This window comes from Microbacterium sp., from assembly GCF_032084865.1.
Classification (GTDB): Bacteria; Actinomycetota; Actinomycetes; order Actinomycetales; family Microbacteriaceae; genus Microbacterium.
Genome location: NZ_DAMDLU010000027.1, coordinates 1 through 25,073, shown reverse-complemented (window position 1 = coordinate 25,073; position 25,073 = coordinate 1). Strand labels below are relative to the sequence as shown.

The following is a 25,073-nucleotide window of genomic DNA, read 5'->3' as shown; positions in this document are numbered from 1 at the left end:
CGGCGAGCAGCAGCCCGATCAGCGGGCGCAGCTCGTCGGGTGGCGCCGCCGCGAGCAGGCGCGCGAGCGCGTCGATCTTGGCCAGGCGGGAAGAGGTGGCCGAGACCTCATCGGTCGCCGCAAGCAGCTCGGAGAGCATCATCCCGGCATCCTCGCACCGGCCGCCGACATGGACGCAGGGGGTTGCGTCGCTTGATTCACTCCGTCGTGTGCGGGATGGGAAACGCTGGTGGGGGATGCCGGGAACCGGCGTTTTCCGTCTTCCGGCGTCGCGCCGGGTCAGCGTCCGCGGAACTCCGGCCTGCGCTTCTGCTGGAACGCGGCGAAGCCCTCGCGGTAGTCGTCGGCGTCGCAGAGCGCCGCCTGCGCGGCGTTCTCGAGGTCGACCGACTCCCACAGCGCCAGCCGCTCGTCGCGGATGCGCGCGATCAGCCGCTTGCTCGCCACGAACGCGGCGGTCGCGCCGCGGGCTGCGCTGCGCGCGGCATCCTCGGTCGCCGTCTGCACCTCGTCGTCGGGGAAGACGCGGGAGAAGAGACCGGATGCCACCGCCTCGGCGCCCGACATGAGCCGGCCGGTGTAGATGAGGTCGAGCGTCTTGTGGGCCCCGAGTCGCTCGGCGAACAGTGCGTGACCGCCGGAGTCGAGGGTGGCGCCGAGGGCGGCGAACGGCGAGCCGATCTTCGCCGACTCGGCGACGTAGACGACGTCGGTGGCGATGAGCAGCCCGAGACCGACACCCAGACACGCACCGTGCGCGACGGCGAAGGTCGGGACGGGGAACGCCGCCATGCGCTTCAGCAGCGGGGTGACGACGCCGCCGAGGTAGCCGATGACGTCGTCATCGCGCGGATCGACGCCGGAGATGTCGCGCCCGGCGCAGAACGCGCGCCCCTCGCCGCGCAGCACGAGGGCACGCACGCCGGTGCGTTCGGCCTCGTCGTAGGCCGCGCTCAGCTCGCGCAGGGCCGATTCGTCGAGGGCGTTGAGCCGCTCCGGCGCGTTCAGCGTGATCTGCGCGACGTCATCGGCGATGTGGATGTCGATCATGGCGGCTCCTGACTCGGACGCGTGGTCGGCGGCGGCTCACACGTCGTAGTCGACGACGAGGCGGTCGCTGGTGGGGTGGGACTGACAGGTGAGCACGTAGCCGCGCTCGAGTTCGTCGGGTTCGAGCGCGTAGTTCTCGGTCATCGTCACACTGCCCTCGAGCACCCGGGCGCGGCAGGTGCCGCACACCCCTCCGGAGCAGGCGAACGGGGCATCCGGCCGCACGCGCAGCGCTGCATTCAGCACCGATTCGTGCGCGTCGACCGGGCTCTCGACCCTCGACGAGACGCCGTCGAGGTTGATCTCGATCCGCACGGTCTTCTCGCCCTGGCGCACCTGCACCCGGCGGGGCCCCCGCTCGGCGACGGCATCCCCGGTGGTAAAGAGCTCGAAGCGCACGTGCTCGCCGGGCACGCCGATGTCGGCGAGCACCTCGCGGCACAGGTCGACGAGCGCGAACGGCCCGCACAGGAACCACTCGTCCACCGTCGACGGCAGGATCAGCGACTGCAGAATGGTGCGCAGCTTCTGCTCGTCGATACGGCCCGAGAGCACGGGGGCCGTGCGCTGCTCACGCGAGAGCACGTGGTGCAGCACGAGCCGGGTCGGATAGCGGTCTTTGAGGTCGGCGAGATCCTCGAGGAACATCACGTCGCTGGTCGACCGATTCGTGTACAGCAGGGTGAATCGCGTGGTGTCGGATGCCGTGAGCAGGGTGCGCGCGAGGGCCATCATCGGCGTGATGCCCGAGCCTGCGGCGATCCCGACGACGTGCGTGCCGTCGAGTGCTTCGAGTCCTGAGGTGAAGGTGCCCTGCGGGCTCATCACGTCGATCTCGAACCCGGGCGTCAGCTCGGTCTGTGCCCAGGTCGAGAACAGGCCGCCCTCGTCGCGTTTGACCGCGACGCTGAGGCTGGTGGTGCCGTCGCGCACCGGTTCGGGCGGGCGGCACAGCGAGTACGAGCGGCGCACTTCGGTGCCCTCGAGCTGCACCCGCAGCGCCACGTACTGCCCTGGCAGGTAGGCGTACTCGTCGGCGAGGTCGGCCGGCACGGCGAAGGTCACCTCGATCGCGTCGTCGGTGAGACGGCGCACGTCCGACACGGTGAGGGTGTGGAACCGCGCGCGGTGCCGGTCTGCAGTGATAGGCACGGCGTTCGCGTCGCGGGTGGCGGCCACGGGCATCCGGAACAGCGGCATCAGATCGCCCCCATCAGATCACCTTGAAGTGGTCGAACGGCTCCAGGCACGCGCGGCATTCGTACAGCGACTTGCACGAGGTCGAGCCGAAGCGCGACACCTCGCGGGTGTCGAGCGAGCCGCACCGGGGGCACTTCACCGCGAGGGTCACCCGGATGGGGCCCTCGTGATGGGCGGCGCGGCCGGAGGGCGGAGCGATGCCGTACTCGACGAGCTTGCGCTTTCCGTCGTCGCTCATCCAGTCGGTCGTCCAGGCAGGGGAGAGCACGAGGCGCACCTCGACGTCGGCGAAGCCCTCGGCGGTCAGCGCGAGGATGATGTCGTCGCGGATGGCGTCCATCGCCGGGCATCCGGAGTAGGTGGGGGTGATGTCGACCGTGACGCGCTCGCCGTCGACCCGCACGTCGCGCAGCACCCCGAGGTCATCGATGGTGAGCACGGGGATCTCGGGGTCAGCGACGGCGGCCGCGATCTCGCGCGCGCAAGCCGAGCGCTCGGCGAGGGTCACCATGTCGCCCCCGGATGCCGTCGGGCGAGCACCTGCATCTCGGCGAGCAGGTGACCGAATGGGGTCGCGTGCGAGCCGCGGCGGCCGCCGGCGCGGGATGCCTTCGCATCGGGCGTCATCAGGCCGGCCTCGGTGAAGACCGTGTCGATCACGGCGTCGAATCCCGCGCGCAGCGTCGACGGCCGCGCGGCGATCCCTTCGAGCCGGTCGATCAGCGGCTCGTCGCGGAACAGCTCGTCGACGTACGGCCACACGTCGGTCAGCGCACGGATCATCTTCTCGCGCGAGAGCTCCGTGCCGCCGGCCAGGCGCAGCACCCACTGCACGGCGTGGTCGCGGTGGTAGTCGACCTCTTTGAGCGATTTCGCGGCGATCGCGGCGAGGGTCTCATCGGACGACCCGCGCAGTGCCGAGTACAGCTCGTACATGTATGTCGATGCGATCAGCTGCCGGGCGATGGTCTGCGCGAAGTCGCCATTGGGCTGCTCGACCAGCCACGAGCTGCGGAACTCCGGTTCATCGCGGAAGTACGCCAGATCGTCCTCGGCGCGGCCGTCCCACGAGCCGGCGTAGCGCAGCAGCGAGCGGGCGTGCCCGAGCAGATCGAGGGCGATGTTGCCGAGCGCGACATCCTCCTCCAGTTCGGGAGCGCGCGAGATCCACGCGCCGAGCTGCTGCGAGAGGATCAGCGCATCGTCGCCCAGCCACAGGGCGTACTCGGCGACGTCGGCCGAGGGGGCGCGATTCTCGCCGCCGGTGAGTTCGGATGCGAGGTGGCGCTGTTCGACGGAGATGTGGATGTTCACAGGTGCGGCACCCCCTCGGATGCCGTGTAGTACGTGGCATGCCGGTAGTTCTTGCCCTCGGACGTCTCGAAGAAGGCATCCTTGGCATCCGGATCACTCGTCGTGATGGCATCCGCCGGAACCACCCAGATCGACACCCCTTCGCCGCGCCGCGTGTAGAGGTCGCGGGCGTTGCGCACGGCCATCTCGGCATCCGGAGCCACGAGCGATCCGACGTGCACGTGACTGAGGCCCCGGTTCGCTCGCACGAACACCTCCCAGAGGGGCCAGGCGGTCTGGGGCGCTGAGCCTGTCGAAGCGGTCATGACGCCATCTCCGTCCGCATCGCCTGCTTGCGGGCGTACTCCGCGGCGGCCTCGCGCACCCACGCGCCCTCGTCGTGCGCGGTGCGGCGGCGCTCGAGGCGTTCCGCGTTGCACGGACCGTTGCCCTTCAGCACCTCGAAGAACTCGTCCCAGTCGATCTCCCCCATGTCGTACTGCTGGGTCTCGTCGTTCCAGGTCAGGTCGGGGTCGGGCAGGGTGATTCCGAGGATCTCGGCCTGCGGCACGAGCATCCCGACGAAGCGCTGACGCAGGTCGTCGTTCGAGAAGCGCTTGATCTTCCACTTCATCGACTGCGCCGAGTTCGGCGACTGGTCATCCGGCGGGCCGAACATCGCCAGGCTCGGCCAGTACCACCGGTTCACGGCATCCTGCGCCATCTCGCGCTGCTCGTCGGTGCCTTGCATGAGCGCCAACAGGATTTCGAATCCCTGCCGCTGATGGAACGACTCCTCTTTGCAGATGCGCACCATCGCCCGCCCGTACGGTCCGTACGACGCGCGACACAGCGGCACCTGATTGACGATCGCCGCGCCGTCGACCAGCCAGCCGATGGCGCCCATGTCGGCCCAGGTGGGGGTGGGGTAGTTGAAGATCGACGAGTACTTCGCCTTGCCGTCGATCAGCTGGCGCATCATCTCCTCGCGTGTGGTGCCGAGGGTCTGCGCGGCAGAGTAGAGGTAGAGGCCGTGGCCGGCTTCGTCTTGCACCTTGGCCATCAGGATGGCTTTGCGCTTGAGGCTGGGCGCGCGGGTGATCCAGTTGCCCTCGGGCTGCATGCCGATGATCTCGGAGTGGGCGTGCTGCGAGATCTGCCGGATCAGCGTCTTGCGATACGCCTCAGGCATCCAATCGCGCGGCTCGATGCGCTGCTCGTTCGCGACCAGCTCGTCGAAGCGTCGCTCGTCATCGGAGAGGTCGCCCTCGACGAGGGAGAGGTCTGCGGGGCTGGTCATCATCGACTCCATCGGTTTACTGACCGTTCGTTTGGTAATTCTCGCACGCAGGAGTCGGGCGGGCAAGACGGGTGTCAGCGAGCGCGGCGCAACAGGGCGAGCAGCGCCTGTCCGTACGCCTCGGCGGATTCGGGATGCTCGAAACCGAGGCGTTCCCCGGCAATCTCGATCTCGACGACGAAGGCGTCGGTCAGCCGCTGCAGTGAGCGGAACGTGCCGCGCAGCAGCTCGCGCAGCTGATCCTCGCGCGGCAGCCAGATCGCCTCCGTCAGCTGCACGGCATCGAGCGCCCACTCGGTCGTGCCGTTGAAGGCGAGGTCGGTGCCCGACGGGGTCGTGCGTGCTTCGATCGTCATCTCGCTGACGGTGAAGATGTCGGCTTCGGCCTCGAGCTCGATCTCGTCGGGCAGGTCGAGCGCGAATCGATCGCCGCTGGCCGGATGCCAGACGAGTCCGTTCTCGCGCAGGGCTACGGCGAGCTCTCGGCTGATCATGCCTCTACGGTAGGCGACCGGCGGATGCCCAGGGCGGTGTCGGCGAGGTGCGGCAGAGTGGTGGACATGGCTGCACCGACCTCGACCGACATCCGCGATGCCGCGCTCGCCGCGCTGCGTGAGCTGGTCGGGCGTCCCGACGCGACGTTTCACGACGGGCAGTACGAGGCGATCGAGGCGCTGGTCGCCGATCACCGCCGTGCGCTCGTCGTGCAGCGCACCGGATGGGGCAAGTCGGCCGTGTACTTCGTCGCGACGCTGCTGTTGCGTCGGCAGGGGGCGGGGCCGACGGTGCTCGTCTCGCCGCTGCTCGCGCTGATGCGCGACCAGATCGCGGCGGCCGAGCGCGCCGGGGTGCGGGCCGTGGCGATCAACTCGACCAACGCGCACGAGTGGGCAGACGTGATCGCGCGGCTCGATCGCGATGAAGTCGACGTGCTGCTCGTCTCGCCCGAGCGGCTCAACAACCCCGCCTTCCGCGAGAACCAGCTGCCTGCCCTGGTGCGTCGGATCGGGATGCTCGTGGTCGACGAGGCGCACTGCATCAGCGACTGGGGGCACGACTTCCGCCCCGACTATCGTCGCCTGCGCGAGCTGATCGCCGAGATGCCGGCCGGCGTTCCGGTGCTGGCGACGACGGCGACGGCCAACAGTCGCGTGGTCGCCGATGTGGCCGAGCAGCTCGGTGGCACGTCGCCGGCGGATGCCGGGGTTCTGACCATCCGTGGGCCGCTGGCGCGGGCATCGCTCCGCCTCGGGGTGCTGCAGCTGCCCGGGTCGGCGCAGCGGCTGGCCTGGCTGCTCAGCCACCTGAACGATCTGCCCGGCTCGGGCATCATCTACGCGCTCACGGTGTCGGCCGCGGTCGACACCGCGCGGCTGCTGCGCGAGCAGGGGCACGCGGTGCGTGCCTACACCGGGCAGACGGATGCCGACGAGCGCGAGGAGTCGGAGGGCATGCTCAAGCGCAACGAGGTCAAGGCGCTCGTCGCCACCAGCGCGTTGGGGATGGGGTTCGACAAGCCCGACCTCGGCTTCGTCGTGCACCTCGGCGCCCCGTCGTCACCCGTCGCCTACTACCAGCAGGTCGGCCGTGCCGGGCGCGCGAGCGACAGCGCCGACGTTCTGCTGCTGCCCGGCGTGGAGGATCGCGACATCTGGCACTACTTCGCCACCGCGTCGATGCCCGACCGCGAGCGCGCCGAGCGCGTGATCGCGGCGCTGGGCGATCAGCCGCTGTCGACTCCGGCGCTGGAGGCGATCGTCGACATCCGGCGCACGCCCCTCGAGCTGCTGTTGAAGGTGCTCGATGTCGACGGTGCGGTGCGGCGGGTGCAGGGCGGCTGGGTCGCGACCGGTCAGCCCTGGGTGTACGACGCCGAGCGGTACGAGCGCATCGCCGCCGAGCGCCGCGCCGAGCAGCAGCACATGATCGAGTATCAGCAGACCGACGGCTGTCGCATGGAGTTCCTGCAGCGCTCGCTCGACGACGACACGGCTGCTCCCTGCGGTCGCTGCGACAACTGCGCCGGGCCGTGGTTCCCGGCCGAGATCGGCTCGGATGCCGGGGTTGCGGCTTCCGGTGCGCTCGACCGCGTCGGCGTGCCGATCGAGCAGCGCAAGCAGTGGCCCACCGGCGGTGACCGGGTGGGCGTTCCGGTGAAGGGGCGCATTCCCGCCGACGAGCAGGCGGGGGAGGGGCGCGCGCTGGCGAGGCTCACTGACCTCGGCTGGGGAGGCGCGCTGCGGCAGATGTTCGCCGCCGGGGCTGCGGATGCCGAGGTCACTCCTCAGATTCTCGAGGCGTGCGTGCGAGTGCTCGCCGGCTGGGGCTGGGAGCGGCGACCGGTGGCCGTCGTCGCGATGCCGTCGCGTTCGAAGCCGCTGCTCGTCGATTCGCTGGCACGGGGGATCGCCGGCATCGGCCGGCTGCCGTACATCGGTGCCCTGGACGTCGCGAACGGCGGGCCGAGCGGTGAACCGGGCGGCAACAGCGTGTTCCGTCTCGCGGGTCTCTGGGAGCGTTTCAGCGCCGACGGCCTCGCGGTGCCGGACGGGCCGGTGCTGCTCGTCGACGACCAGGCCGACAGCCGCTGGACGCTCACGGTCGCGGCCCGCGAGCTGCGCCGGGCCGGCGCGAGCGAGGTGCTGCCGTTCGTGCTGGCGCTGCGCGGCTGAGCCCACGCGGACCGCTGTCATGGACGAGCCGCGCGATGTCTTTCCGGGCGACCGGCGCTTTCGGCTGCGACGGGCCGCATGAGACAGCCCGCTCGGCGCGACGTCTCGTGTGCGAAAGCTCGTCTCAGGGAGTCTCCTCAGCTTCCGGAAAACTTTCTCGGAAAGTTTTTCTGATCTGGGGAAAACGACGGGGTGAATGTCGGTGGCCCTCGTCAGAATGGAGGTATGAACAGCCCCGCCGATGCACTCGCTCAGGTTGCTGTCGACCTGCGCGATCTGCTGTCAGGCGACGCGCTTGCGGGGCTGTCGGATGCGGAGCGCGCGGAAGCGCTCGCGGGCCTCGGGGAGATATCGCGGCTGGCTGATGCGGGCATCGTCGAGACGGTGGCTACTGCCGACACCGAATTCGGCCATCGATTCGGATGCCGGGGCATGAACGAGATGCTCCGTCGGGCGGTGCTGGTCGACGCGCCCTCCGCAGCGCGGATCATCCGGGCGGCGGAGGCGGTGCAGCGTGAGACGAATCTGGTGTCGGGGGAGCGGATGCCGGCCCGCTGGCCCGCTATGCGCGAGGCGCTGCTCGACGGTGCCGTCGGCGTCGCAGGCCTGCTCGCGGCGGTCTCGCCGCTGGAGCAGGCGAGGGATCGCATCACCGCGGAGCAGCGGATGTGGGCCGACGCCAACCTCGCGGCGTTCGCCTGCGGTGACGACCTCCCCGGCGACCACGACGATGCCGATCACGATGATCGCAGGCAGGCGCCGCGAGCATCGGCGGACGACCTGAAGCAGTTCGCGTCCGCCCTCGCCATCGCCCTCGACCCGGACGGCGCTGAGCCGTCAGACCAGCGCGCGCAGGCGCGCCGAGGGTTCACGATCGGCCGGGTGCGCGACGGTCTCCACCCCGTGCGGGGAGGCCTCACCCCTGAGCTGGCTGCGCAGTTCCAGCTCATCGACGACGCCTACAATAACCCGAAGGTCGGCGGCGCTCCAGACACCGGCGTCCGCTTCACCTTCGACGACGACCCCTCCAGCGACGACGAGTTCAACACCGACCCCCGCAACGTGATCGATCCGCGCACCCCTGCGCAGAAGCGACACGATGCGCTCGCCGCCGCTCTCGGCATCGCCGCCCGACACAGCGAGATGCCTTCGCTCGGCGGTGCAGCCCCGACTCTGGTCGTGCACGTCGACGCCGCAGATCTGGCGGCAGGCACCGGCTGGGCAACCCTGCCCGGATCCGAGACCGCTGTTCCGCTGCACGTCGCGACCCACACCGCCTGCACCGGAGCCGTGCAGCGCGTGCTGTTCGACGAAGGCCGCATCGTGGGGATCACGACCACCGACCGCGTGTTCACCGTTCACCAGCGCCGGGCGATCGTCGCCAGAGATCAGGAATGCCTGATTCCCGGATGCCATGTCCCGGCGACCTGGTGCGAGATCCACCACGTGGTCGAGCACGCCCGGGGTGGCCCGACGCACACCGACAATGGCGTGCCGCTCTGCTGGTGGCATCACCGATCGCTCGGCCAGTCGGGCTGGGAGATCCGCATGAACGGCGGTCTCCCGCAGATCCGCGGACCGGCCTGGTGGGACGCCGAGCAGAAGTGGCGCACGCCGAGACTGTCCACCCTTTATGCGCGTCGCCGCCGGAAGCAGCGGCAGCGGCAACGTGACGCGGTGATGCGGGAGTAGCAGCGCGAGCCCTCGAGCAGTGCTGCGACTCAGTCGGCTTGGCTGCATTCGCTCGTGGAGTTCAGCGTGATTCGTGCCTGACCGTCGGAGCCGCGGGCGGCGATATTGATCACTGTCAGATCCCGGGCCACGACACGGATACGAAAGTTGTCGCGGGAATCGAGGGTTCGGATTCGCACCACCCATCCGTCCGCTTCCGGGAGCGCTTCTTCGAGGTCCGTCAGCCATGCGACGCGGTCGAGGTCAGGGTCGATATGAAGGATTCGCCGAACCCGCGCCTGGTCGCCATGCTGCTCCAGAGGGCACGGTTGTTCAGCAACGTCTTCCGAACGCTCAAGGATGCTGCTCGCACTCAGCGACTCCTCGATCCGATCGAAGTGCGACTCGATCTTCGCTGTCGCCGCTTCCACCGTGGGTGGTCTCGGATCGGGCAGTGCGAGGGTCATGATCCACATTGCGGCCACGAGCACGCCGATCCCGGTCGCCATCAGAAGCAACTGCTTCTTCGGGCCGAGTCGGGATCGGTCGGGCATCCCGTGATGCTATCGGCTGGCGGTGCTCGAAGAGTGTGCCAGCCGGCGGGGCGGGGGACGAGCGGGGCAGTTGGAGAGCGAGAGATCAGCGTTCGATGCTGAGTGTCGCGCTGGCTCGGAGGCGAACGGCAGGAAACTGTTCAGGCGAGTGACAGGAAGAGCTTCTCCAGCTCGGCGGGAGAGGCGACATCGTCGGCGTCGGGATCGGTGAGGCACTCCCGCAACGCGGTCGAGATGACGAGGAACCCAGCTCGGTCGAGTGCTTTTGAGACGGCGGATAGCTGCTGCACGACGTCGCGGCAGTGCGCGTCTTCTTCGACGGCCGTGATCACCGCGGCCAGCTGGCCGTGGGCTCGCTTGAGGCGGTTGATGACCTTGCGCTTGGCCCCGGGGTCGTGGCCGAGTGGATCACTGCTGACGAGAGTGTCGCTCATGGGGGTCCTTCCGTCGAGTTGACAATCACTATACCCCCTGGGGTATCTTGATCTCGCCGGGATTATACCCCCAGGAGTATCCACGACGCGAGGAGTGCGCCACGTGTGCGGAAAGACGACATGGACCGGGTGCGGCGAGCACGTGGCATCCGTGCGCAAGTCCGTGCCCGCATCGGATTGGTGCAACGGCAGCCATACCCGAGGCGAGGTGCAGGCCGCGCAGTCGCAGCGGGGCGGCTTCTTCGCCCGTCTGTTCGGACGGTGATCGGCGATGGCGACTGTTGATCTGACCACAGAGAATTTCGAAAGGCTGACCCACGCCGAAGGCATCGTGCTGATCGACTTCTGGGCCGAATGGTGCGGCCCGTGCAGAGCGTTCGCCCCGGTCTTCGAGGCCGCGTCCGAGAGACGCACCGATGTCGTCTTCGGGAAAGTCGACACCGAGGCGGAAACCGATCTGGCATCCGCTCACCGCATCACCTCCATCCCAACCCTGATGGTCGTCCGCGACGGCATCCTGGTATACCGGCAGCCGGGAGCTCTCCCGGAACCGCAGCTCGAGCTGCTCATCGACAAGGCCCGCGACCTGGACATGGACGTCGTCCGCCGCCAGCTCGCCGGCGACACAAGCATCTGAAAGGACCTCACACCATGTGCGCACGAATCACCTGCTCCTCCTGCGGCAAGCCCACGTGGGACGGCTGCGGCCAGCACATCGAACAAGCCCTCGCAGACGTTCCCGAATCCGAGCGCTGCAGCTGCGCTCAGTGAGCCGACGTCTGAGTGACCGAGCCTCGCAGCCCGCCTCACCGCCCTCACCCCACCACACGGAAGGACGCACGTGCGTCGCCTCGCCCTCATCGCCCTCACTGTCATCACCGCAATCGCCCTCACCTCCTGCGCCGGAACATCCGCACCCCGAGAGGACATCGATCCTGACGCGGTCATCATCGACGTTCGTACTCCGGCCGAGCACGCGACGGGTCATCTCGAGGGGGCTCTTCTTCTCGATGTGACAGGCGGCGACCTCCAAGCCGCTCTACCCGATCTCGACCCGGAGGCCCCTTACCTCGTCTACTGCAGATCGGGTAATCGGGCAGAAGCGGCCATCGACCTGATGAGGCAGGCCGGGTTCACCGACCTCCGCAACCTCGGATCGCTGGAAGATGCCGCCAGAACAACGGGCCTTCCTGTCGTACAGCCCTGAGACGTACGTGCTCGCCCCCCGAGCGCGTACCCGCGCGCATCAGCGCGCGCCGGCGTCGCTCGAGCCGAGCTCGCGATGCACGGTCGGGCCGGGTCACCCCAGAGGCCCGCCCCGACCGCCCCGGTCTCACTCACGCGACGATCCGCAGTCGATCTCCATCGGGAGCTGTCCGCCGCCGACGATCGGTTGCGGTGGGAGGCCTCCGATCCTGCGGTGGTGCACCTGAGACGTCGGGCGCCAGAGGGCTCCGGGGCGAGTCGGCTGCCGAAAACGATCGTTTTCGGCTATCTGGCTCACGAGCCCGGGATTCGGTTTCCAGAAACGTGCGCCGTAACGATCTTTCGGCAGGCGTATTCGGCGAGAGCCGGGGGGATTCGACCCTCGGCGTTAGCGGCCTGTCGCCTCATCGAGGGCGTCGGTCAAGTCGCTGAGCTGGGTGAGCTCGAGTAGTGGTTTCGCGGTGCCTGGACGCATGCGAGCACTCGAATGCCGTGGTCATCATCCCGGTCGACAGTGACGCGGACGAGCCCGTATGGAGTGGCGGTGCCAACGTCGACGAGACGACGGCGGATGTCGTCACGTGGCTCAGTGACGACACGAACCCTGCACGTCGGCCGGCGCTCGTCGACATCCGGCAGTTCTCGCCGACCCGACTAAACCGACACGAGCTGGAAGAAGAGGTCGAGCGGGGGCGGTGACGCGTCGCATGCAGGCCGACACAGCTGGCGCGAGTACATGCGCACGAGGAATCGAACTGCTTGCGCTTCACCGGTCCGGGCACTTTCGAATCTGCCGCGACTCAGCGAACGAGGCGGGCGATCGCCTGAGACGCTTCCCGCACCTTCTCTTCGGCGATGTCGCTGCCGGCGCGAGCTGCATCTGCTACACAGTGGCGCAGGTGGTCTTCGAGGAGCCCGACGGCAACGCTCTGCAAGGCGCTGGTCAGTGCGGAGATCTGAGTGAGGATGTCAATGCAGTACTTCTCGTCCTCGACCATGCGGTGGATGCCGCGTGATTGTCCTTCGATGCGCTTGAGGCGAGCAAGGTAGCGGGCTTTGTCCGTGATGTACCCGTGCTCTGTCTGGTTGCAGGATGTTGTAGCGACGGTGGTATCAGTCATCTGGATCTCCGGCGGTTGTGGTCAGCGGTTCTGGATGACGCGGGTTGTGGTGTCGGGGCGGAGGTCGAGTCGGCGCAGCAGTTGAGCGTTGAGAGCGACGACGATGGTGGATAGTGACATGAGGATCGCTCCGACCGACATCGGGAGCACGAATCCGATGGGGGCGAGGACGCCGGCGGCGAGGGGGACGGAGATGATGTTGTATCCGGCAGCCCACCAGAGATTCTGCTTCATCTTCCGGTACGAAGCCCGTGACAGTTCGATCACGGAGAGTACCGAGCGGGGGTCGTCGCTTGCGAGGATGACACCAGCCGACGCGATCGCGACATCTGTGCCCGCACCGATCGCCAGCCCAACGTCGGCCTGCGCGAGGGCAGGAGCGTCGTTGACGCCGTCGCCGACCATTGCGACCTTACGGCCCTCGTTCTGGAGTTGTTGGACCTTGGCGGCCTTGTCCTCCGGGCGTACTCCGGCGAAGACGCGGTCGATGCCGAGATCTTGCGCGACAGCCCGAGCCACGGCATCCGCATCGCCGGTGATCATCACGACCTGCACGCCGAGCGCGTGGAGGGCGTCGACGGCTTCCCGGGACTCCGAACGCACCTCGTCGGCGAGCTTCAGGGCTCCGACGACGCGGCCGTCCTGGATGACATGGAGGATGATCGCGCCATCCGCACGCCACTGATCGGCGACCGGGAGCTCGTCGGCGTTCTCCTCGGTGAGCAGGTGCGGTCCACCGACTCGGATGATATTCCCCTCAACGGTCGCCGTAACGCCCACAGCAGGTGACGAGGTGAACTCGACGCTTCGGGGGACGGTGAGCTTCCTGTCGGCGGCCGCGCGGACGATGGCCTTCGCGAGCGGGTGCTCGCTGTCGGCCTCTGCGGCGGCCGCCAGCGCGAGCACCCGGTCAGGGTCGGCGCCATCGGCAACGGAGACCTCGGAGACGACGGGCTCGCCCTTGGTGAGGGTGCCGGTCTTGTCGAACAGCACTGTATCGACGGTTCGCATGCTCTCGAGCGCGAGCCGGTCCTTGACGAGAACGCCGCCCCGGGCGGCGCGTTCGGTGGCGATGGAGACGACCAGCGGGATGGCCAGGCCCAGTGCGTGCGGGCAGGCGATGACGAGCACCGTGATCGTGCGGATGACAGCAGCGTCGGGGAGACCGATGAGCGTCCAGACGATCGCGGTTATCGCCGCAGCACCCAGGGCGAACCAGAACAGCCATCCGGCGGCGGTGTCCGCGAGGCGCTGTGCGCGGGACGAGGAGCTTTGCGCTTGGGTGACGAGACGTTGGATGCCGGCGAGGGTCGTGTCGTCGCCGGTCGCGGTGATCTCGACGCGAAGCCCGGAATCGGTGGCAACGGTGCCGGCTGTGACGTGGTCGCCGCTGCCGCGTTCCACGGTGCGGGACTCGCCCGTGACCATGGACTCGTCCATCGAAGCCCGTCCGTCGACGATGCGCCCGTCGGCGGGGACACTGCCACCCGGCCGTACGATGACGACGTCGCCGACGACGAGATCGGTCGGTGAGACCGTGACGACCTGGTCATTCTCGACGCGCTCTGCCTCATCGGGGAGAAGAGCGGCGAGTGAGTCCAGGGCGGAAGTCGTCTGGGCGAGGGAGCGCATCTCGATCCAGTGCCCGAGAAGCATGATGACGATGAGGAGGGCGAGCTCCCACCAGAAGTCGAGTTCGTGATGGAGCACGCCGAGCGTCGCGCCCCAGGAGGCGGCGAACGCGACGGTGATCGCGAGGCCAATGAGCAGCATCATGCCGGGCTTGCGAGCGCGGAGCTCGCTGACTGCACCGACGAGGAACGGCTTTCCACCCCACGCGTACATGACAGTGCCCAGCGCCGGGGATACCCAGGACAGACCCGGAATATCGGGGAGGGTGTAGCCGAGGATCATCGAGAACATGCCCGACAACGCGACCGTGGGGACGGCGAGGACGAGCATGATCCAGAACAGGCGACGGAACTGCCCGACGTGGTCGCCATGGCCTGCATGACCGCCGTGTCCAGCGTGGGTGTTGTGACCGGAGGGCGCGTTGTCGCTTCCGTGGTCTCTGTGACTGTGCGCGGCCGCGTCTGACTGCGGTGCATGCGCCATTGCTTGATGTCCCGCGTGCGCATCGTGGTCAGTTTCGGTCGTCACTGCGGGGGTCGACGCCGCGTGGTCGTGGTGGGCGTGGGTGTGCTCCGCGCCGTCGTTACGCGAGTGGCTCATGGGCCTATCCTCCTCGGAATTGAGAACCGTGGGGCTGACTTGTCTGGCGTGCCCCGCACCGTGAAACGGTGTCAGGCAGCAGCGGTGGCGTACTTAGCCGGGTCGGCGTCGAACGCGGGCCCGCATCCAGCGCAGCAGAAGTAGTACCGGGTGCCGTCGTAATCGCGGTACAGGCCAGCAGCTTCTGCATCCGCCTTGATGACGGTGCTGCCTACCATCACAGGACATTCGGCGAGATCTTCCGCGGGCGGGGTGAGGAGATCCTTGCGTCCTTCGGCGTCGACGGAACCGTGGCTGTTGCGGCTGCAGCAGGATCCAGTGGAGTCTGACATGTTTTGTTCCTCTTTCTCTCAAACACCGGAGTGCGGCGTCGGTATGCCTAACGATATACCCCCTGGGGGTATTCCGCACTAGGATATACATGGCGGCGCTGAAGGATCAGGGCGGGCGGCCGCATAGATCGTGGTGTTAGCATCCTGCACGGAATGGAGGAGGCCGAGTATGCACGTCGCAGTTCGTGGCGCACGTCCGCAGTTGTCGTTGCGCGCGTTGTTGATGCTCGGCGGGGCCACGCTGATGGTTATCGTCGGCTTGCTGGCGATGCACACCTTCACCTCCGAACCTGCGGGACACGGATCCGTCGGACTCACCCACTCCGCAGCCGGGGAGGAGCACGCCACCGTAGCGGCGTCAACCGTCGCGAGCGAGTCCACCGCGTGTGAGGGTGCGTGTCATGTGAACACCGGACATGGGCAGGGTCACAACGAGATGCTGATTGCGTGCGTGCTGGCGTTGCTTGCCGGTCTGCTTCTCCTCCTCCCTCCGATATTGATTCAGCGTCACCGGCTGCCCCCTCACCGTGCTGTAAGCCTGGTGAGGTGGGAAGCGATCGGGATCCTTCCCCGGGCACCCTCGCTGACGTTCCTTTCGATAAGTCGCACCTGAGTAGTCGCCGCCGACCCTGATGGGTCGGATTCCTGGCGCCGTCTGGCGCCATCATTTGCGAACCCTCACACGACGTATCGAAGGAACAACCATGAATAAGAAGATTCCCGTTGCTGTCAGTACGGGTGTACTGACCCTTGCACTGGTTCTCACCGGCTGCGCTGACAACAGCACGGCACCGTCCAGCGAATCCACCTCCCCGTCTCAGTCGTCGTCGACTTCGGCAGCGAACGAGGCTGACGAGATGTTCGTCACGATGATGATCCCTCATCACGAGCAGGCGATCGAGATGGCCGACATGCTGCTAGCTAAAGACGGTGCCGACGCACGCGTGGTGGAACTTGCCGAGCAGATCAAGGCGGCGCAGGGCCCCGAGATCGACAAGATGCTCGGATGGCTCGAAGACTGGGGTGTGGAGTACGACCCCGACTCCATGGGAGGCATGGATCACGGTTCGATGGGCGGTGACGACAGCATGATGTCCGAAGAGGACATGACCATGTTGGAGAGCGCGGATGCTGTCGAGGCGAACAGCCTGTTCCTGGAGCAGATGATCGTGCACCACGAAGGTGCCGTCGACATGGCGCAGACGGCGCTTGATGATGCGCAGAACCCGGACGTCCTCGAGCTCGCGCAACAGGTGATCGACGACCAGACGGCGGAGATCGCCACGATGCAGGAACTCCTCGGCCAGCTGTAGGAATCCTCCGGGCGGGCCGGTATCCGATCGTCCCGCCCGGACCTGTCATCCGTGCTGCCCCATTGCGGCAGCAGTCAGACGTCGGCGTGCTCTTGTTGCGCGTCGTGAAGCCAGGCCCGCTTGAGGCCACTAACGGAAACCATCATGAAACGCTCACTCCTTCTCGCAACCGTCACTGTGACCGTCCTGGCGGCTGTCGCCACCGGATGCACCGCGACACCGCTCGGCAACCCGGACTCAGCTCCCCGCATCGACCACATCCACGGCATCGCCCAAGATCCCCGGGGCGATGATCTGCTGGTGGCCACGCACAACGGAATCTTCACTCTCACACCAGATGGGGATATCTCCGGCCCGATCGGCGGTCACGCCTTCGACGCCATGGGATTCACGGTCTCGGGAGACGCGCTGTTCGCCTCCGGGCATCCCGGCGAAAAGACCCCGGCCGAACTCGGATCGCCCAACCTCGGCATCATCCGCAGCGACGACTACGGGAACACTTGGTCGCCTATTGCTCTCAACGGAACCACCGACTTCCACATCCTCACCGCGGCCCCGGACGGCACCCTCTACGGCGTCCCCTCTAGCCAAGTGAACCTGCTCACCAGCACAGACGAGGGAAACAACTGGACGGAGCGTGCGTCCCTCGGCGCCGCTGATCTCGCGGTCACCGAATCCGGTTTGTACGCTGCAGCCGAAGAAGGCGTTCTCTTCAGCAGCGACGGCGGTAACACATTCACTCCAGTCGACGGAACACCTGTGCTCTACGCGCTGGATGCTCGCACCGATGGCACTCTTCTCGGCGCAGGCACCGATGGCGTCCTGTGGACAGAGGATGAAAATGGAACCTGGCATCAGCTCGAATCCCTCCAAGGCGCCGTTCAAGCCCTCACGGTCATCGACGACCGCGTCATCCTCGTCGATGACCGGGGCATCGTTGAAGTCTCACCGGACAGCACCACTGTGCTGAGTCCCGCCCAATAACGCGGGCGCAAAGACCTGTGCCCAAGGATTCCTCGTGAAAGCGCCCAAGAACCCCTTTCGGAACCTCGTGTTGTTCGTCATCGTGGCGACGGTCGCCGTTGCTCTCCTCGCCGCTGCTAGTTTTCTCGCCATTGGAGCGATCTTCTGATGACCCCCACCGGCTCCAGATCCCCCTTCGACTCGATGCACCATCTGACGGCCGTGCACTCGTCCTCACCCGGCGCGCCTTCGCCTCGCAGTCCCGCGGAGCGGACGCATCGAAGGCTCGTGCGTCTTGGATATATGCTCTTGATCTGCGGTCCAGCCCTCGCGCTCGCGCATCTGATCAGTGATGCCCAATCGACCGACGTCGCTTGGTGGACGTACACGATCGCCAGCTTTGACATCGCCGTAATCATGGTCATTGTCGCCCTGGCTCTGATCCTTCGAGCTCCACCCAGTCACGCTGCAGAAACGGAATAATCGTCACCGCACAGTAATCGCTGCGACGATGATCTGCCGCTGAAATACCATGCCCTCCCGGGGTGTTCAACGGGGTGCCCGGGAGCGAGGTGCGGTCGTAGTTTAAAGACTCCACAATGACGAGAGGAGCCACTATGACTGTCGCGGCTATGACTGTCGCGGCGGAAATGCTCCGCACCTACCCGAAGGACCTTGGCCAGGCTGACCGGAAGGTGCTGGTGGAGTGTATCGAGGCGTGCGTTGAGTGCGCGCAATCATGCACCGCATGCGCCGACGCGTGCCTGAGCGAGGAAATGGTTGCCGAGCTGACGAAGTGCATCCGCACGAACGTGGACTGCGCCGACCTCTGCGAAACCACCGGACGCATCCTGTCCAGGCACACCGGGTACGACGCCAACCTCACCCGCGCAACCCTCGAAGCGTGCCGCACGGCATGCGCGAGCTGCGCCGACGAGTGCGAGAAGCACACGATGCACGAACACTGCACGGTGTGTGCTGCGGCCTGCCGGCGATGCGAAGATGCCTGCGCCGCGCTCCTCGCAACCCTCTGAATAGCCACCTCGACGGCGTCGTGCAGTTCTTCGCTACCCGCATCAATCCAGTGATGCCCGTTGACCAGGCCGAAGCAGACTAGCGAGCGCTCTTACCCCACACGTCGTCATCAATCGCGCTACCGCGCAACGAACCGAGACGACAGGTGAGGAATATGTCGAAGGACGCGCACGAAACAAATGGACGACAAGCAGGGGCGAAAAAGCACGGATCGCTGACGATGTACTTGCGATTCGCGGCGATGATTCTCACCGGCATGGTCGTGATGTATTGGACGATGTTCGCTGGAGTGTGGGAATGGGGGCACATACGCTTCAGCGAAAGCCGCGTCTTCATGGCGCTCACTATGGGCGGCGCCATGGGGCTGGTCATGCTGGCCTGGATGCTCAACATGTACAAGCACAGGAAAGCGAACATTGCGGTCATCATCGTCAGCGTTCTCCTCCTCGGAGGAGGCATCGCCCTCGACCGCAGCGAGATCACCGTCGACGACACCGCGTACATGCGCGCAATGATTCCGCATCACTCGCTCGCGATCACCCGATCCGAGCGAGCACAGCTGCAGGATGTCCGCGTCTGCGAACTTGCGGTTGAAATCAGCGAAGCGCAGCGCCGGGAGATCCTCGAAATGGACTGGCTCATCGCCGACATCGAAAGCAACGGCCTCGCGCTGACGGCCGAGGACGCGCAAGACCGACCCGTTCCAGACTTCGAACGGGCAGCCGACCGCCAGTGCTCGGACGACGGATGACGATTGGTAGCGATAATCGATCGATCATGGCTTGTGCTCCGAGAGCCTGCCGGAAACGATCGTTTACGGTGAGGTCAGGTGTCGTGCGCTTTCGAGGGTGCCACTAACGTTCGCCGGAAGCGCGTTTCGGCAGGCGCTTTCGGCAGCTCCCGTTGATCGCCGGCGGACGGAAAAAGTCGATGCCTACCCGTCGAACACCTCACCACTAGCAAATGCGACATCCTCGGCTAAGAGTTCCACGAGGGGTGTTGGACACTTCGTGAGGATGTCTCGTTCTGCTGACGGCATTGGCTGCGAGCGAAAATCGGCCCTCACGTCGTAGCAGGTGTAAACCTCGCTTGGCCCGTTGTAGGCATAGCCATCATCGGTCGGGATGGCCGGTCGTGGTCCTGAGGCGATGAACACCGAGACGTGAGCGGAGGCATCCGTCGAAGAGATGTTGTAGAGGACGATGCCGCCCTGCTCGATCTCGAACTCAGCCGCTGAGGGGGCGTCGCCATCCCACCGTGCGCCAGGAAGGGTGTCGAGGTAAGCCGTCGGACCATCGACTGGGGGACTGTAGAGACGCTGGGATAGAGGATCTTCGAAGGATGCGACTTGTCGCCAGAGCACACCATCTATTCCGCTGGGATAGCCATGGTATTCGACAGCGCATCCTGTGAATGTTGTCGTCGCCACGATTGCGCAGAGGAACATCGCGCCCGCTCTGCCCTTCCGCCTCATCTCCACGCTCTCACTCTCTCACTCCGAAGCTCGAGAAATGTCGGAGATGTGGTTCAACGGGATCCCCCGGAGAATAGGCGCGATCGCAGCCGAAATCGATCATTTGCGGCGCGGTGAGTGAAGGCACACCAGATCGAATGCCAGAAACGTGCGCCGTAAGCGGGTTTCGGTAGGCGTATTCGGTGGGGTGTGAGCCGGATGTACTTACACCCAGGCCCCAGAGATGTCGCCTGGGGTGAAGCCGTTCCAATAGGTCATCAATCACTGTATAGTTCAGTGTGTGCTGACTATTTCCTCACGCCTCGATGTCATGAACCGGCTCGGCCGGGCCATGGCCGATCCCACGCGTTCCCGAATCCTAATGTCTCTGCTCGGTGGACCGAGCTACCCGGCTGTGCTCTCTCGTGAGCTGGAGCTGACGCGTTCGAACGTGTCGAACCATCTCACCTGCCTGCGTGACTGCGGGATTGTGGTTGCCGAGCCGGAGGGTCGCCAGACTCGTTACGAGATCGCCGACCCGCATCTTACGGCTGCGCTCGTCGCGCTCGTGGACGTGACGCTGGCGGTCGATGAGCACGCGCCGTGCGTGGACTCTGCGTGCACGGTGGCTGGCTGCTGTGGGACGGGGGCGGACGCGTGAGCGCGGCGTGTGGCTGCGAGCACGAGCCTGCCCAGCCTGCCACTGCGGCGGAGGATGAGACCGAAGAGGTTGTGCGGCCCTGGTGGAGGGACCGTGGGATCATGGTGCCGGTCTTCTCCGGTGTCGCATTCCTGGCCGGTCTGATCCTTGAATGGTCCGGCCTCGAGATCCCGGCGCTGGTGTTGTTCTGGGCCGGTCTGCTCCTCGGTGCGTCGACGTTCACGCCCGGCGCGATCCGGAAACTGTTCAAGGGCAAGCTCGGTATCGGGCTGCTGATGACGATCAGCGCGATCGGCGCGGTCATCCTCGGCTACGTGGAGGAGGCTGCGGCTCTGGCGTTCTTGTACTCGATTGCTGAGGCGCTCGAGGACAAAGCGATGGACCGTGCCCGGGGCGGGCTGAGGGCGCTGCTGAAGCTCGTGCCGGAGACAGCGACCGTGCTGCAGAACGGCGTCTCTGCGCAGGTGCCCGCGAGAGAGCTGACGGTCGGCCAGGTCATGGTGGTCCGTCCCGGCGAGCGGATCGCAACCGACGGGATCGTCCGTTCTGGCCGCTCCAGCCTGGACACCTCGGCGATCACCGGGGAGTCGATCCTCGTCGAGGTCGAGCCCGGCGATGCGGTGTCGGCCGGTGCGATCAACAGCGCCGGCGCGCTGGAGGTCGAAACGACCGCTGCGGGCACCGACAACTCGCTCACCACGATCGTGGAGCTGGTCGAGAAGGCGCAGACCGAGAAGGGCGAGCGTGCACGTCTCGCGGACAGGATCGCCCGCCCGCTCGTACCCGGCGTTCTGATCCTCGCAGCGCTCGTCGCGATCATCGGGTCGCTGCTGGGCGATCCAGAGGTGTGGATCACCCGCGCGCTTGTCGTGCTGGTCGCCGCTTCTCCGTGTGCGCTGGCGATCTCGGTGCCGCTGACGGTCGTCGCCGCGATCGGCGCAGCAAGCAAGTTCGGCGTGATCATCAAGTCCGGCGCCGTCTTCGAGCGCTTCGGCACGGTCCGCCACGTCGCGGTCGACAAGACCGGCACCCTCACCCGCAACGAACCTGCGGTCACCGCGGTGCTCACTGCGAACGGCGTGACCGAGACACAGGCGCTGGCCTGGGCGGCCGCACTGGAGCAGCACAGCACGCATCCCCTTGCCTCTGCGATCACCGCCGCGGCCCCGGGCACACCGGCAGCTGCAGATGTGACCGAGCAGGCCGGGCACGGCATCGACGGCACTGTCGGCGGATCGAGAATCACCGTCGGCAGTCCTCGCTGGCTGGACGCGGGCGACCTCGGGAAGCAGGTCGCGGAGTTGGAGGAGCAGGGCATGACCGTCGTGATCGTCCACCGCGACGGAACCCCCGTCGCCGCGATCGGCGTCCGCGACGAACTGCGCCCTGAAGTCCCCGAGGTAGTCCGGACGCTCACCAACCAAGGCGTCGGCGTGACGATGCTCACCGGAGACAACGCCCGCACCGCTCGTGCACTGGCCGCGCAGGCCGGGATCAGCAACGTGCGCGCGGAACTGCGTCCCGAGGATAAGGCAACCGCGATCGGCGAGCTGTCAAAGGCGGGGCCGGTCGCGATGATCGGCGACGGAATCAACGACGCACCGGCCCTCGCTGGCGCAGACATCGGTATCGCGATGGGCGCCACCGGCTCCGACGCGGCAATCGAATCCGCCGACGTGGCCTTCACCGGCCATGATCTGCGCCTCATCCCGCGAGCGTTCGATCACGCCCGCCGCGGTCGACGGATCATCAACCAGAACATCATCCTGTCGCTACTGATCATCACTGCACTGCTCCCGCTCGCGCTCTTCGGCGTCCTGGGGCTCGCGGCCGTCGTCCTGGTCCACGAGGTCGCGGAGGTCATCGTGATCCTCAACGGTCTGCGCGCCGCACGCACCCGCACGCCACGACTGGAAAGCTGATGCTCGCAACTATCGGTTCAGCGATCGGCCTGTTCGCGGCAACCAACATCGACGACATTGTCGTGCTCACCGTGCTGTTCCTGGCTTCCAGTCGAGGGAAGCCCCGGCCGTGGCAGATCGTCGCGGGCCAGTATCTCGGGTTCATCACCCTCGTCGTGATCAGCGTGATCGCCGCTCTCGGTCTCACCATCGTTCCGGACGAATGGGTCGGTTTCCTGGGTCTGATCCCGCTCGGCATCGGCATCTGGACGCTCATTCGCGGCCTGCGCCGTAACAGCGATGACGATGATGACGACTCCAAGATCACCGCGGTCGGACTATGGGGCGTCGCAGGGATCACGATCGCCAACGGGGCCGACAACATCTCCCTCTACACGCCGATCTTCCGCACCAGCGCCCCCAGCGACGTCGCGATCATGATCGTCGTATTCCTGATCCTCGTCGCGGTCTGGTGCGCGGCCGGCCTGCTGATCGGCACCAACAAGGCTGTTACCGAGGGGCTGGAGCGCGTCGAGCACTGGCTCGTACCGGCCGTGTTCATCGGCCTGGGCCTGTTCATCCTGATCGAATCTGGGGTCATCGTCCGTCTGATCGAGGTGCTCGCATGACCTCCTCCCAGTCAGAGGCTCATCCGCCCGCTGCGCGCAAGCTGTCGTCGACCCGGCGGCGGCAGCTCACTGGTGGAGCGCTCTTGATCGCCGTGGTCGTCGTGCTGATCGATCAGGGAACCAAGGTGTGGGCCGAAGCGACCCTCACCGACCGTGAGCGCATCCCGCTGATCGGTGACCTGCTGGGTTTGCAGCTCGCCTATAACCCCGGAGCGGCATTCTCCTTCGGGGAAGGCTTCACCTGGGTGTTCGCGCTGCTCGCTGTCGCCGCCACGGTCACAGCGATCGTGTTCGCGTTCCGAGTGCAACGCGTGAGATGGGCGATCGTCATCGGCGCGCTCGGCGGCGCTTCCGCCTCACACGCAGGCGACCGCCTTTTCCGCGACCCCGGATTCGCCCGTGGTCACGTCGTGGACTTCCTCGCCTACGGAAACTGGTTCATCGGCAACATCGCCGACATCGTAATCTTCGCCGCAGCGATCACCGGAGCAGTTTTCATGATCCGCGCCGGGGATGAGAGCACCGAGTGAGATCCGTTGTGCGGTGGTGGGACACCCATCAACTCGCCCTCTACATCGGCGCGATCGCCGTGGGCAGCCGTTGAGTGAGTTCACGCTTAGGCAGGCGGGCGGTCGCGATGTAGGCGCAGAGCCACCCACCAGCCGCATCGTCGACAGATGAAAGCGCGATCGTCTCCGAGTGCGTGCAGCTTCTTGCGTGGCAGATGTCGCCCGCAGCACGTGCACGCAACGTCCTCGTCAGTCGCCATGAGCGGAGAGCGCCTCTCGAATCTGTTCAACCGTTGGCATCCCGGCCAGCCCAGCAGGGGTGCTGTAAATACGGCAGGCGAGGTCATTGCTTCGCCCCGACCCCGGAAAGAGATCGTTGCCATCCAGGGTGATCGTGGGGGAGCCCGCGAACGAGACTGCGCCCGCGTCCTCCTCCGTCCGGATGAGTCGGTAGTGAACCTCCGATTCGTCGTGGCCTGTTTCTCGTAGCGCCTCAGAAACACGACGGCCAGCCTCAACCCAGCTGGGGCAACCGGCGATATAAAGCAGCTCAATCTCCACGACTCAATCATCCTCGACTTCGCTGTTGATGTCGTGCCCGGGCTACCACCGAAAACGATCGTTTACGGCAGCCGCGTCAACCTCGACAGCAAGGTGCACGACACGCCGGAAACCTGCCCGCCGAAACCCCCTGCCGAAACTTATATCGCCAAAACCTCGGCCGCAGCGTTTTCGGCAGGGGCTGTTCAGGCGGCGACCGGATCCTTGCTGACGAGGGTCAGCACGTCGTAGGTCGCGACGATCTCTTGGCGCTGATTGCGGATCACCGCATCCCAGCGCACCTCGCCGTACTCGTCGGTCTCGCGCGGGGTGATCTGCTTGGCCGTCAGCTCGACCCGGATGCTGTCCCCCGGCGACACCGGGGTGATGAACCGCAGGTTCTCGAGCCCGTAGTTCGCCAGCACAGGACCCGGCTCGGGATCGACGAACAGCCCTGCCGCCCACGACACGAGCAGGTAGCCGTGCGCCACGCGGCCGGGGAAGAACGGGTTGGCGGCCGCGGACTCCTCGTCCATGTGCGCGTAGAACGTGTCGCCGGTGAAGTGCGCGAACGTCTCGATGTCGTCGAGCGTCACCTCTCGGGCACCCGATGCGATCTGGTCGCCGATCCGCAGCTCGGCGAGCGACTTGCGGAACGGATGCCGATCGCCGGCGCTGGTGGCCGCACCCGCGTGCCACACGCCCGTCAGGGCGGTGAGCATTTCTGGCGACCCCTGCACGGCCGTGCGCTGCATGTGATGCAGCACCGCGCGGATGCCGCCCAGCTCCTCGCCGCCGCCGGCGCGACCGGGACCACCGTGCACGAGGCCGGGGAGGGGAGAGCCGTGCCCGGTCGACGACCGGGCGTCGCCACGGTCGAGCAGCAGCATCCGGCCGTTGAACGGCGCGATGCGCGTGGCGAGCTCGACCGCCTGCGCGAGGTCGTGCGTCGCGATGCTCGTCACCAGCGAGCCGCCGCCCCGGGCGACGAGGTCCGCGGCCTC

General features: G+C 66.6%; 29 protein-coding genes. 14 read left to right on the top strand and 15 right to left on the bottom strand.

What is annotated here, in order from left to right:
- Window positions 1-279 precede the first annotated feature (279 nt).
- The 7 genes from RT309_RS04840 to RT309_RS04810 all read right to left on the bottom strand — a co-directional run bounded on the left by RT309_RS04840 (window position 280) and on the right by RT309_RS04810 (window position 5,337).
- Entirely contained in the window at window positions 280-1,050 is a 771-nt protein-coding gene (locus RT309_RS04840; protein WP_313355751.1) for an enoyl-CoA hydratase-related protein, read from the bottom strand.
- 36 nt (window positions 1,051-1,086) lie between these two features.
- Window positions 1,087-2,235: a 1,2-phenylacetyl-CoA epoxidase subunit PaaE gene (gene paaE / locus RT309_RS04835; RefSeq protein ID WP_313355753.1), complete on the bottom strand. Its 1,149-nt coding sequence runs from the start codon at window positions 2,233-2,235 to the stop codon at window positions 1,087-1,089.
- Window positions 2,236-2,263: 28 nt separating this feature from the next.
- Entirely contained in the window at window positions 2,264-2,761 is a 498-nt protein-coding gene (gene paaD, locus RT309_RS04830) for a 1,2-phenylacetyl-CoA epoxidase subunit PaaD (protein WP_313355750.1), read from the bottom strand.
- Window positions 2,755-3,552, bottom strand: coding sequence for a 1,2-phenylacetyl-CoA epoxidase subunit PaaC (paaC, locus tag RT309_RS04825; protein WP_396654415.1), 798 nt, complete (start codon window positions 3,550-3,552; stop codon window positions 2,755-2,757). The genes paaD and paaC overlap by 7 nt, the downstream gene beginning before the upstream one ends.
- Window positions 3,553-3,560: 8 nt before the next feature.
- Window positions 3,561-3,869, bottom strand: coding sequence for a 1,2-phenylacetyl-CoA epoxidase subunit PaaB (gene paaB / locus RT309_RS04820; protein WP_313355748.1), 309 nt, complete (start codon window positions 3,867-3,869; stop codon window positions 3,561-3,563).
- On the bottom strand, window positions 3,866-4,843 hold the full coding sequence (gene paaA, locus RT309_RS04815) for a 1,2-phenylacetyl-CoA epoxidase subunit PaaA (RefSeq protein WP_313355747.1): 978 nt from the start codon (window positions 4,841-4,843) through the stop codon (window positions 3,866-3,868). Before paaA ends, paaB begins: the two co-directional genes overlap by 4 nt.
- A gap of 74 nt (window positions 4,844-4,917) precedes the next feature.
- Window positions 4,918-5,337, bottom strand: coding sequence for a pilus assembly protein CpaE (locus RT309_RS04810; protein ID WP_313355746.1), 420 nt, complete (start codon window positions 5,335-5,337; stop codon window positions 4,918-4,920).
- Between the two features lie 66 nt (window positions 5,338-5,403).
- On the opposite strand from RT309_RS04810, the gene RT309_RS04805 reads away from it, so the two are divergent.
- Window positions 5,404-7,515 carry a DEAD/DEAH box helicase gene (locus tag RT309_RS04805; RefSeq protein WP_313355745.1) on the top strand — a complete coding sequence of 704 codons (2,112 nt, stop codon included), beginning with the start codon at window positions 5,404-5,406 and terminating at the stop codon, window positions 7,513-7,515.
- Window positions 7,516-7,740: 225 nt separating this feature from the next.
- Window positions 7,741-9,207 carry a DUF222 domain-containing protein gene (locus tag RT309_RS04800; RefSeq protein ID WP_313355744.1) on the top strand — a complete coding sequence of 489 codons (1,467 nt, stop codon included), beginning with the start codon at window positions 7,741-7,743 and terminating at the stop codon, window positions 9,205-9,207.
- A gap of 29 nt (window positions 9,208-9,236) precedes the next feature.
- On the opposite strand, the gene RT309_RS04795 is transcribed toward RT309_RS04800, so the two are convergent.
- Window positions 9,237-9,740 (bottom strand): hypothetical protein, encoded by a 504-nt coding sequence (locus RT309_RS04795; protein WP_313355743.1) that lies wholly within the window; start codon window positions 9,738-9,740, stop codon window positions 9,237-9,239.
- Between the two features lie 140 nt (window positions 9,741-9,880).
- A complete protein-coding gene (locus tag RT309_RS04790; protein ID WP_313355742.1) occupies window positions 9,881-10,174 on the bottom strand; it encodes a metal-sensitive transcriptional regulator in 294 nt (97 codons plus the stop codon).
- Between the two features lie 271 nt (window positions 10,175-10,445).
- Here RT309_RS04790 and trxA point away from each other — a divergent pair, with 271 nt between their 5' ends.
- From trxA to RT309_RS04775, 3 genes are all read left to right on the top strand, one after another.
- The gene (gene trxA, locus RT309_RS04785; protein WP_313355741.1) at window positions 10,446-10,811 is read left to right on the top strand and encodes a thioredoxin; all 366 of its coding nucleotides are present in this window, start codon (window positions 10,446-10,448) and stop codon (window positions 10,809-10,811) included.
- A gap of 204 nt (window positions 10,812-11,015) precedes the next feature.
- A complete protein-coding gene (locus RT309_RS04780; RefSeq protein WP_313355740.1) occupies window positions 11,016-11,381 on the top strand; it encodes a rhodanese-like domain-containing protein in 366 nt (121 codons plus the stop codon).
- A gap of 491 nt (window positions 11,382-11,872) precedes the next feature.
- A complete protein-coding gene (locus tag RT309_RS04775; protein WP_313355739.1) occupies window positions 11,873-12,079 on the top strand; it encodes a hypothetical protein in 207 nt (68 codons plus the stop codon).
- A 101-nt stretch (window positions 12,080-12,180) separates the two neighbouring features.
- Here RT309_RS04775 and RT309_RS04770 read toward each other — a convergent pair whose 3' ends face one another.
- The 3 genes from RT309_RS04770 to RT309_RS04760 all read right to left on the bottom strand — a co-directional run bounded on the left by RT309_RS04770 (window position 12,181) and on the right by RT309_RS04760 (window position 15,065).
- Window positions 12,181-12,501 carry a metal-sensitive transcriptional regulator gene (locus tag RT309_RS04770; protein ID WP_191711984.1) on the bottom strand — a complete coding sequence of 107 codons (321 nt, stop codon included), beginning with the start codon at window positions 12,499-12,501 and terminating at the stop codon, window positions 12,181-12,183.
- 21 nt (window positions 12,502-12,522) lie between these two features.
- On the bottom strand, window positions 12,523-14,733 hold the full coding sequence (locus RT309_RS04765; RefSeq protein WP_313355738.1) for a heavy metal translocating P-type ATPase: 2,211 nt from the start codon (window positions 14,731-14,733) through the stop codon (window positions 12,523-12,525).
- Window positions 14,734-14,804: 71 nt separating this feature from the next.
- Window positions 14,805-15,065: a YHS domain-containing protein gene (locus RT309_RS04760; protein ID WP_029153945.1), complete on the bottom strand. Its 261-nt coding sequence runs from the start codon at window positions 15,063-15,065 to the stop codon at window positions 14,805-14,807.
- A gap of 169 nt (window positions 15,066-15,234) precedes the next feature.
- Between RT309_RS04760 and RT309_RS04755 the strand changes: the two genes are divergently transcribed.
- From RT309_RS04755 to RT309_RS04735, 5 genes are all read left to right on the top strand, one after another.
- On the top strand, window positions 15,235-15,678 hold the full coding sequence (locus RT309_RS04755; protein ID WP_029153946.1) for a DUF6153 family protein: 444 nt from the start codon (window positions 15,235-15,237) through the stop codon (window positions 15,676-15,678).
- 91 nt (window positions 15,679-15,769) lie between these two features.
- Window positions 15,770-16,378, top strand: a complete 609-nt coding sequence (locus RT309_RS04750; protein ID WP_036275909.1) for a DUF305 domain-containing protein — start codon at window positions 15,770-15,772, stop codon at window positions 16,376-16,378.
- 144 nt (window positions 16,379-16,522) lie between these two features.
- Window positions 16,523-17,362: a F510_1955 family glycosylhydrolase gene (locus RT309_RS04745; protein WP_071644249.1), complete on the top strand. Its 840-nt coding sequence runs from the start codon at window positions 16,523-16,525 to the stop codon at window positions 17,360-17,362.
- 596 nt (window positions 17,363-17,958) lie between these two features.
- Window positions 17,959-18,375, top strand: a complete 417-nt coding sequence (locus tag RT309_RS04740; protein WP_313355737.1) for a four-helix bundle copper-binding protein — start codon at window positions 17,959-17,961, stop codon at window positions 18,373-18,375.
- Between the two features lie 155 nt (window positions 18,376-18,530).
- Entirely contained in the window at window positions 18,531-19,127 is a 597-nt protein-coding gene (locus RT309_RS04735) for a DUF305 domain-containing protein (protein WP_313355736.1), read from the top strand.
- Window positions 19,128-19,310: 183 nt separating this feature from the next.
- Here the strand turns inward: RT309_RS04735 and RT309_RS04730 are convergent, their stop codons facing one another.
- Window positions 19,311-19,856: a hypothetical protein gene (locus RT309_RS04730; protein WP_313355735.1), complete on the bottom strand. Its 546-nt coding sequence runs from the start codon at window positions 19,854-19,856 to the stop codon at window positions 19,311-19,313.
- Between the two features lie 274 nt (window positions 19,857-20,130).
- Between RT309_RS04730 and RT309_RS04725 the strand changes: the two genes are divergently transcribed.
- Genes RT309_RS04725 through RT309_RS04710 form a run of 4 tightly spaced genes read left to right on the top strand, consistent with a single transcriptional unit; the run spans window position 20,131 to window position 23,550 of the window.
- The gene (locus RT309_RS04725) at window positions 20,131-20,490 is read left to right on the top strand and encodes a helix-turn-helix transcriptional regulator (RefSeq protein WP_036275916.1); all 360 of its coding nucleotides are present in this window, start codon (window positions 20,131-20,133) and stop codon (window positions 20,488-20,490) included.
- A complete protein-coding gene (locus tag RT309_RS04720; RefSeq protein WP_313355752.1) occupies window positions 20,487-22,412 on the top strand; it encodes a cation-translocating P-type ATPase in 1,926 nt (641 codons plus the stop codon). The genes RT309_RS04725 and RT309_RS04720 overlap by 4 nt, the downstream gene beginning before the upstream one ends.
- Complete coding sequence (locus tag RT309_RS04715; protein ID WP_313355734.1) at window positions 22,412-23,020, top strand: cadmium resistance transporter; 609 nt, start codon at window positions 22,412-22,414, stop codon at window positions 23,018-23,020. Before RT309_RS04720 ends, RT309_RS04715 begins: the two co-directional genes overlap by 1 nt.
- The gene (locus tag RT309_RS04710) at window positions 23,017-23,550 is read left to right on the top strand and encodes a signal peptidase II (protein WP_029264099.1); all 534 of its coding nucleotides are present in this window, start codon (window positions 23,017-23,019) and stop codon (window positions 23,548-23,550) included. The genes RT309_RS04715 and RT309_RS04710 overlap by 4 nt, the downstream gene beginning before the upstream one ends.
- A 228-nt stretch (window positions 23,551-23,778) precedes the next feature.
- Here RT309_RS04710 and RT309_RS04705 read toward each other — a convergent pair whose 3' ends face one another.
- Both RT309_RS04705 and RT309_RS04700 read right to left on the bottom strand, forming a co-directional pair.
- Window positions 23,779-24,090 (bottom strand): hypothetical protein, encoded by a 312-nt coding sequence (locus tag RT309_RS04705; RefSeq protein ID WP_029153956.1) that lies wholly within the window; start codon window positions 24,088-24,090, stop codon window positions 23,779-23,781.
- 185 nt (window positions 24,091-24,275) lie between these two features.
- Window positions 24,276-25,073: MaoC/PaaZ C-terminal domain-containing protein (locus RT309_RS04700; protein WP_313355733.1), on the bottom strand; the 798-nt coding region annotated here is incomplete at its 5' end.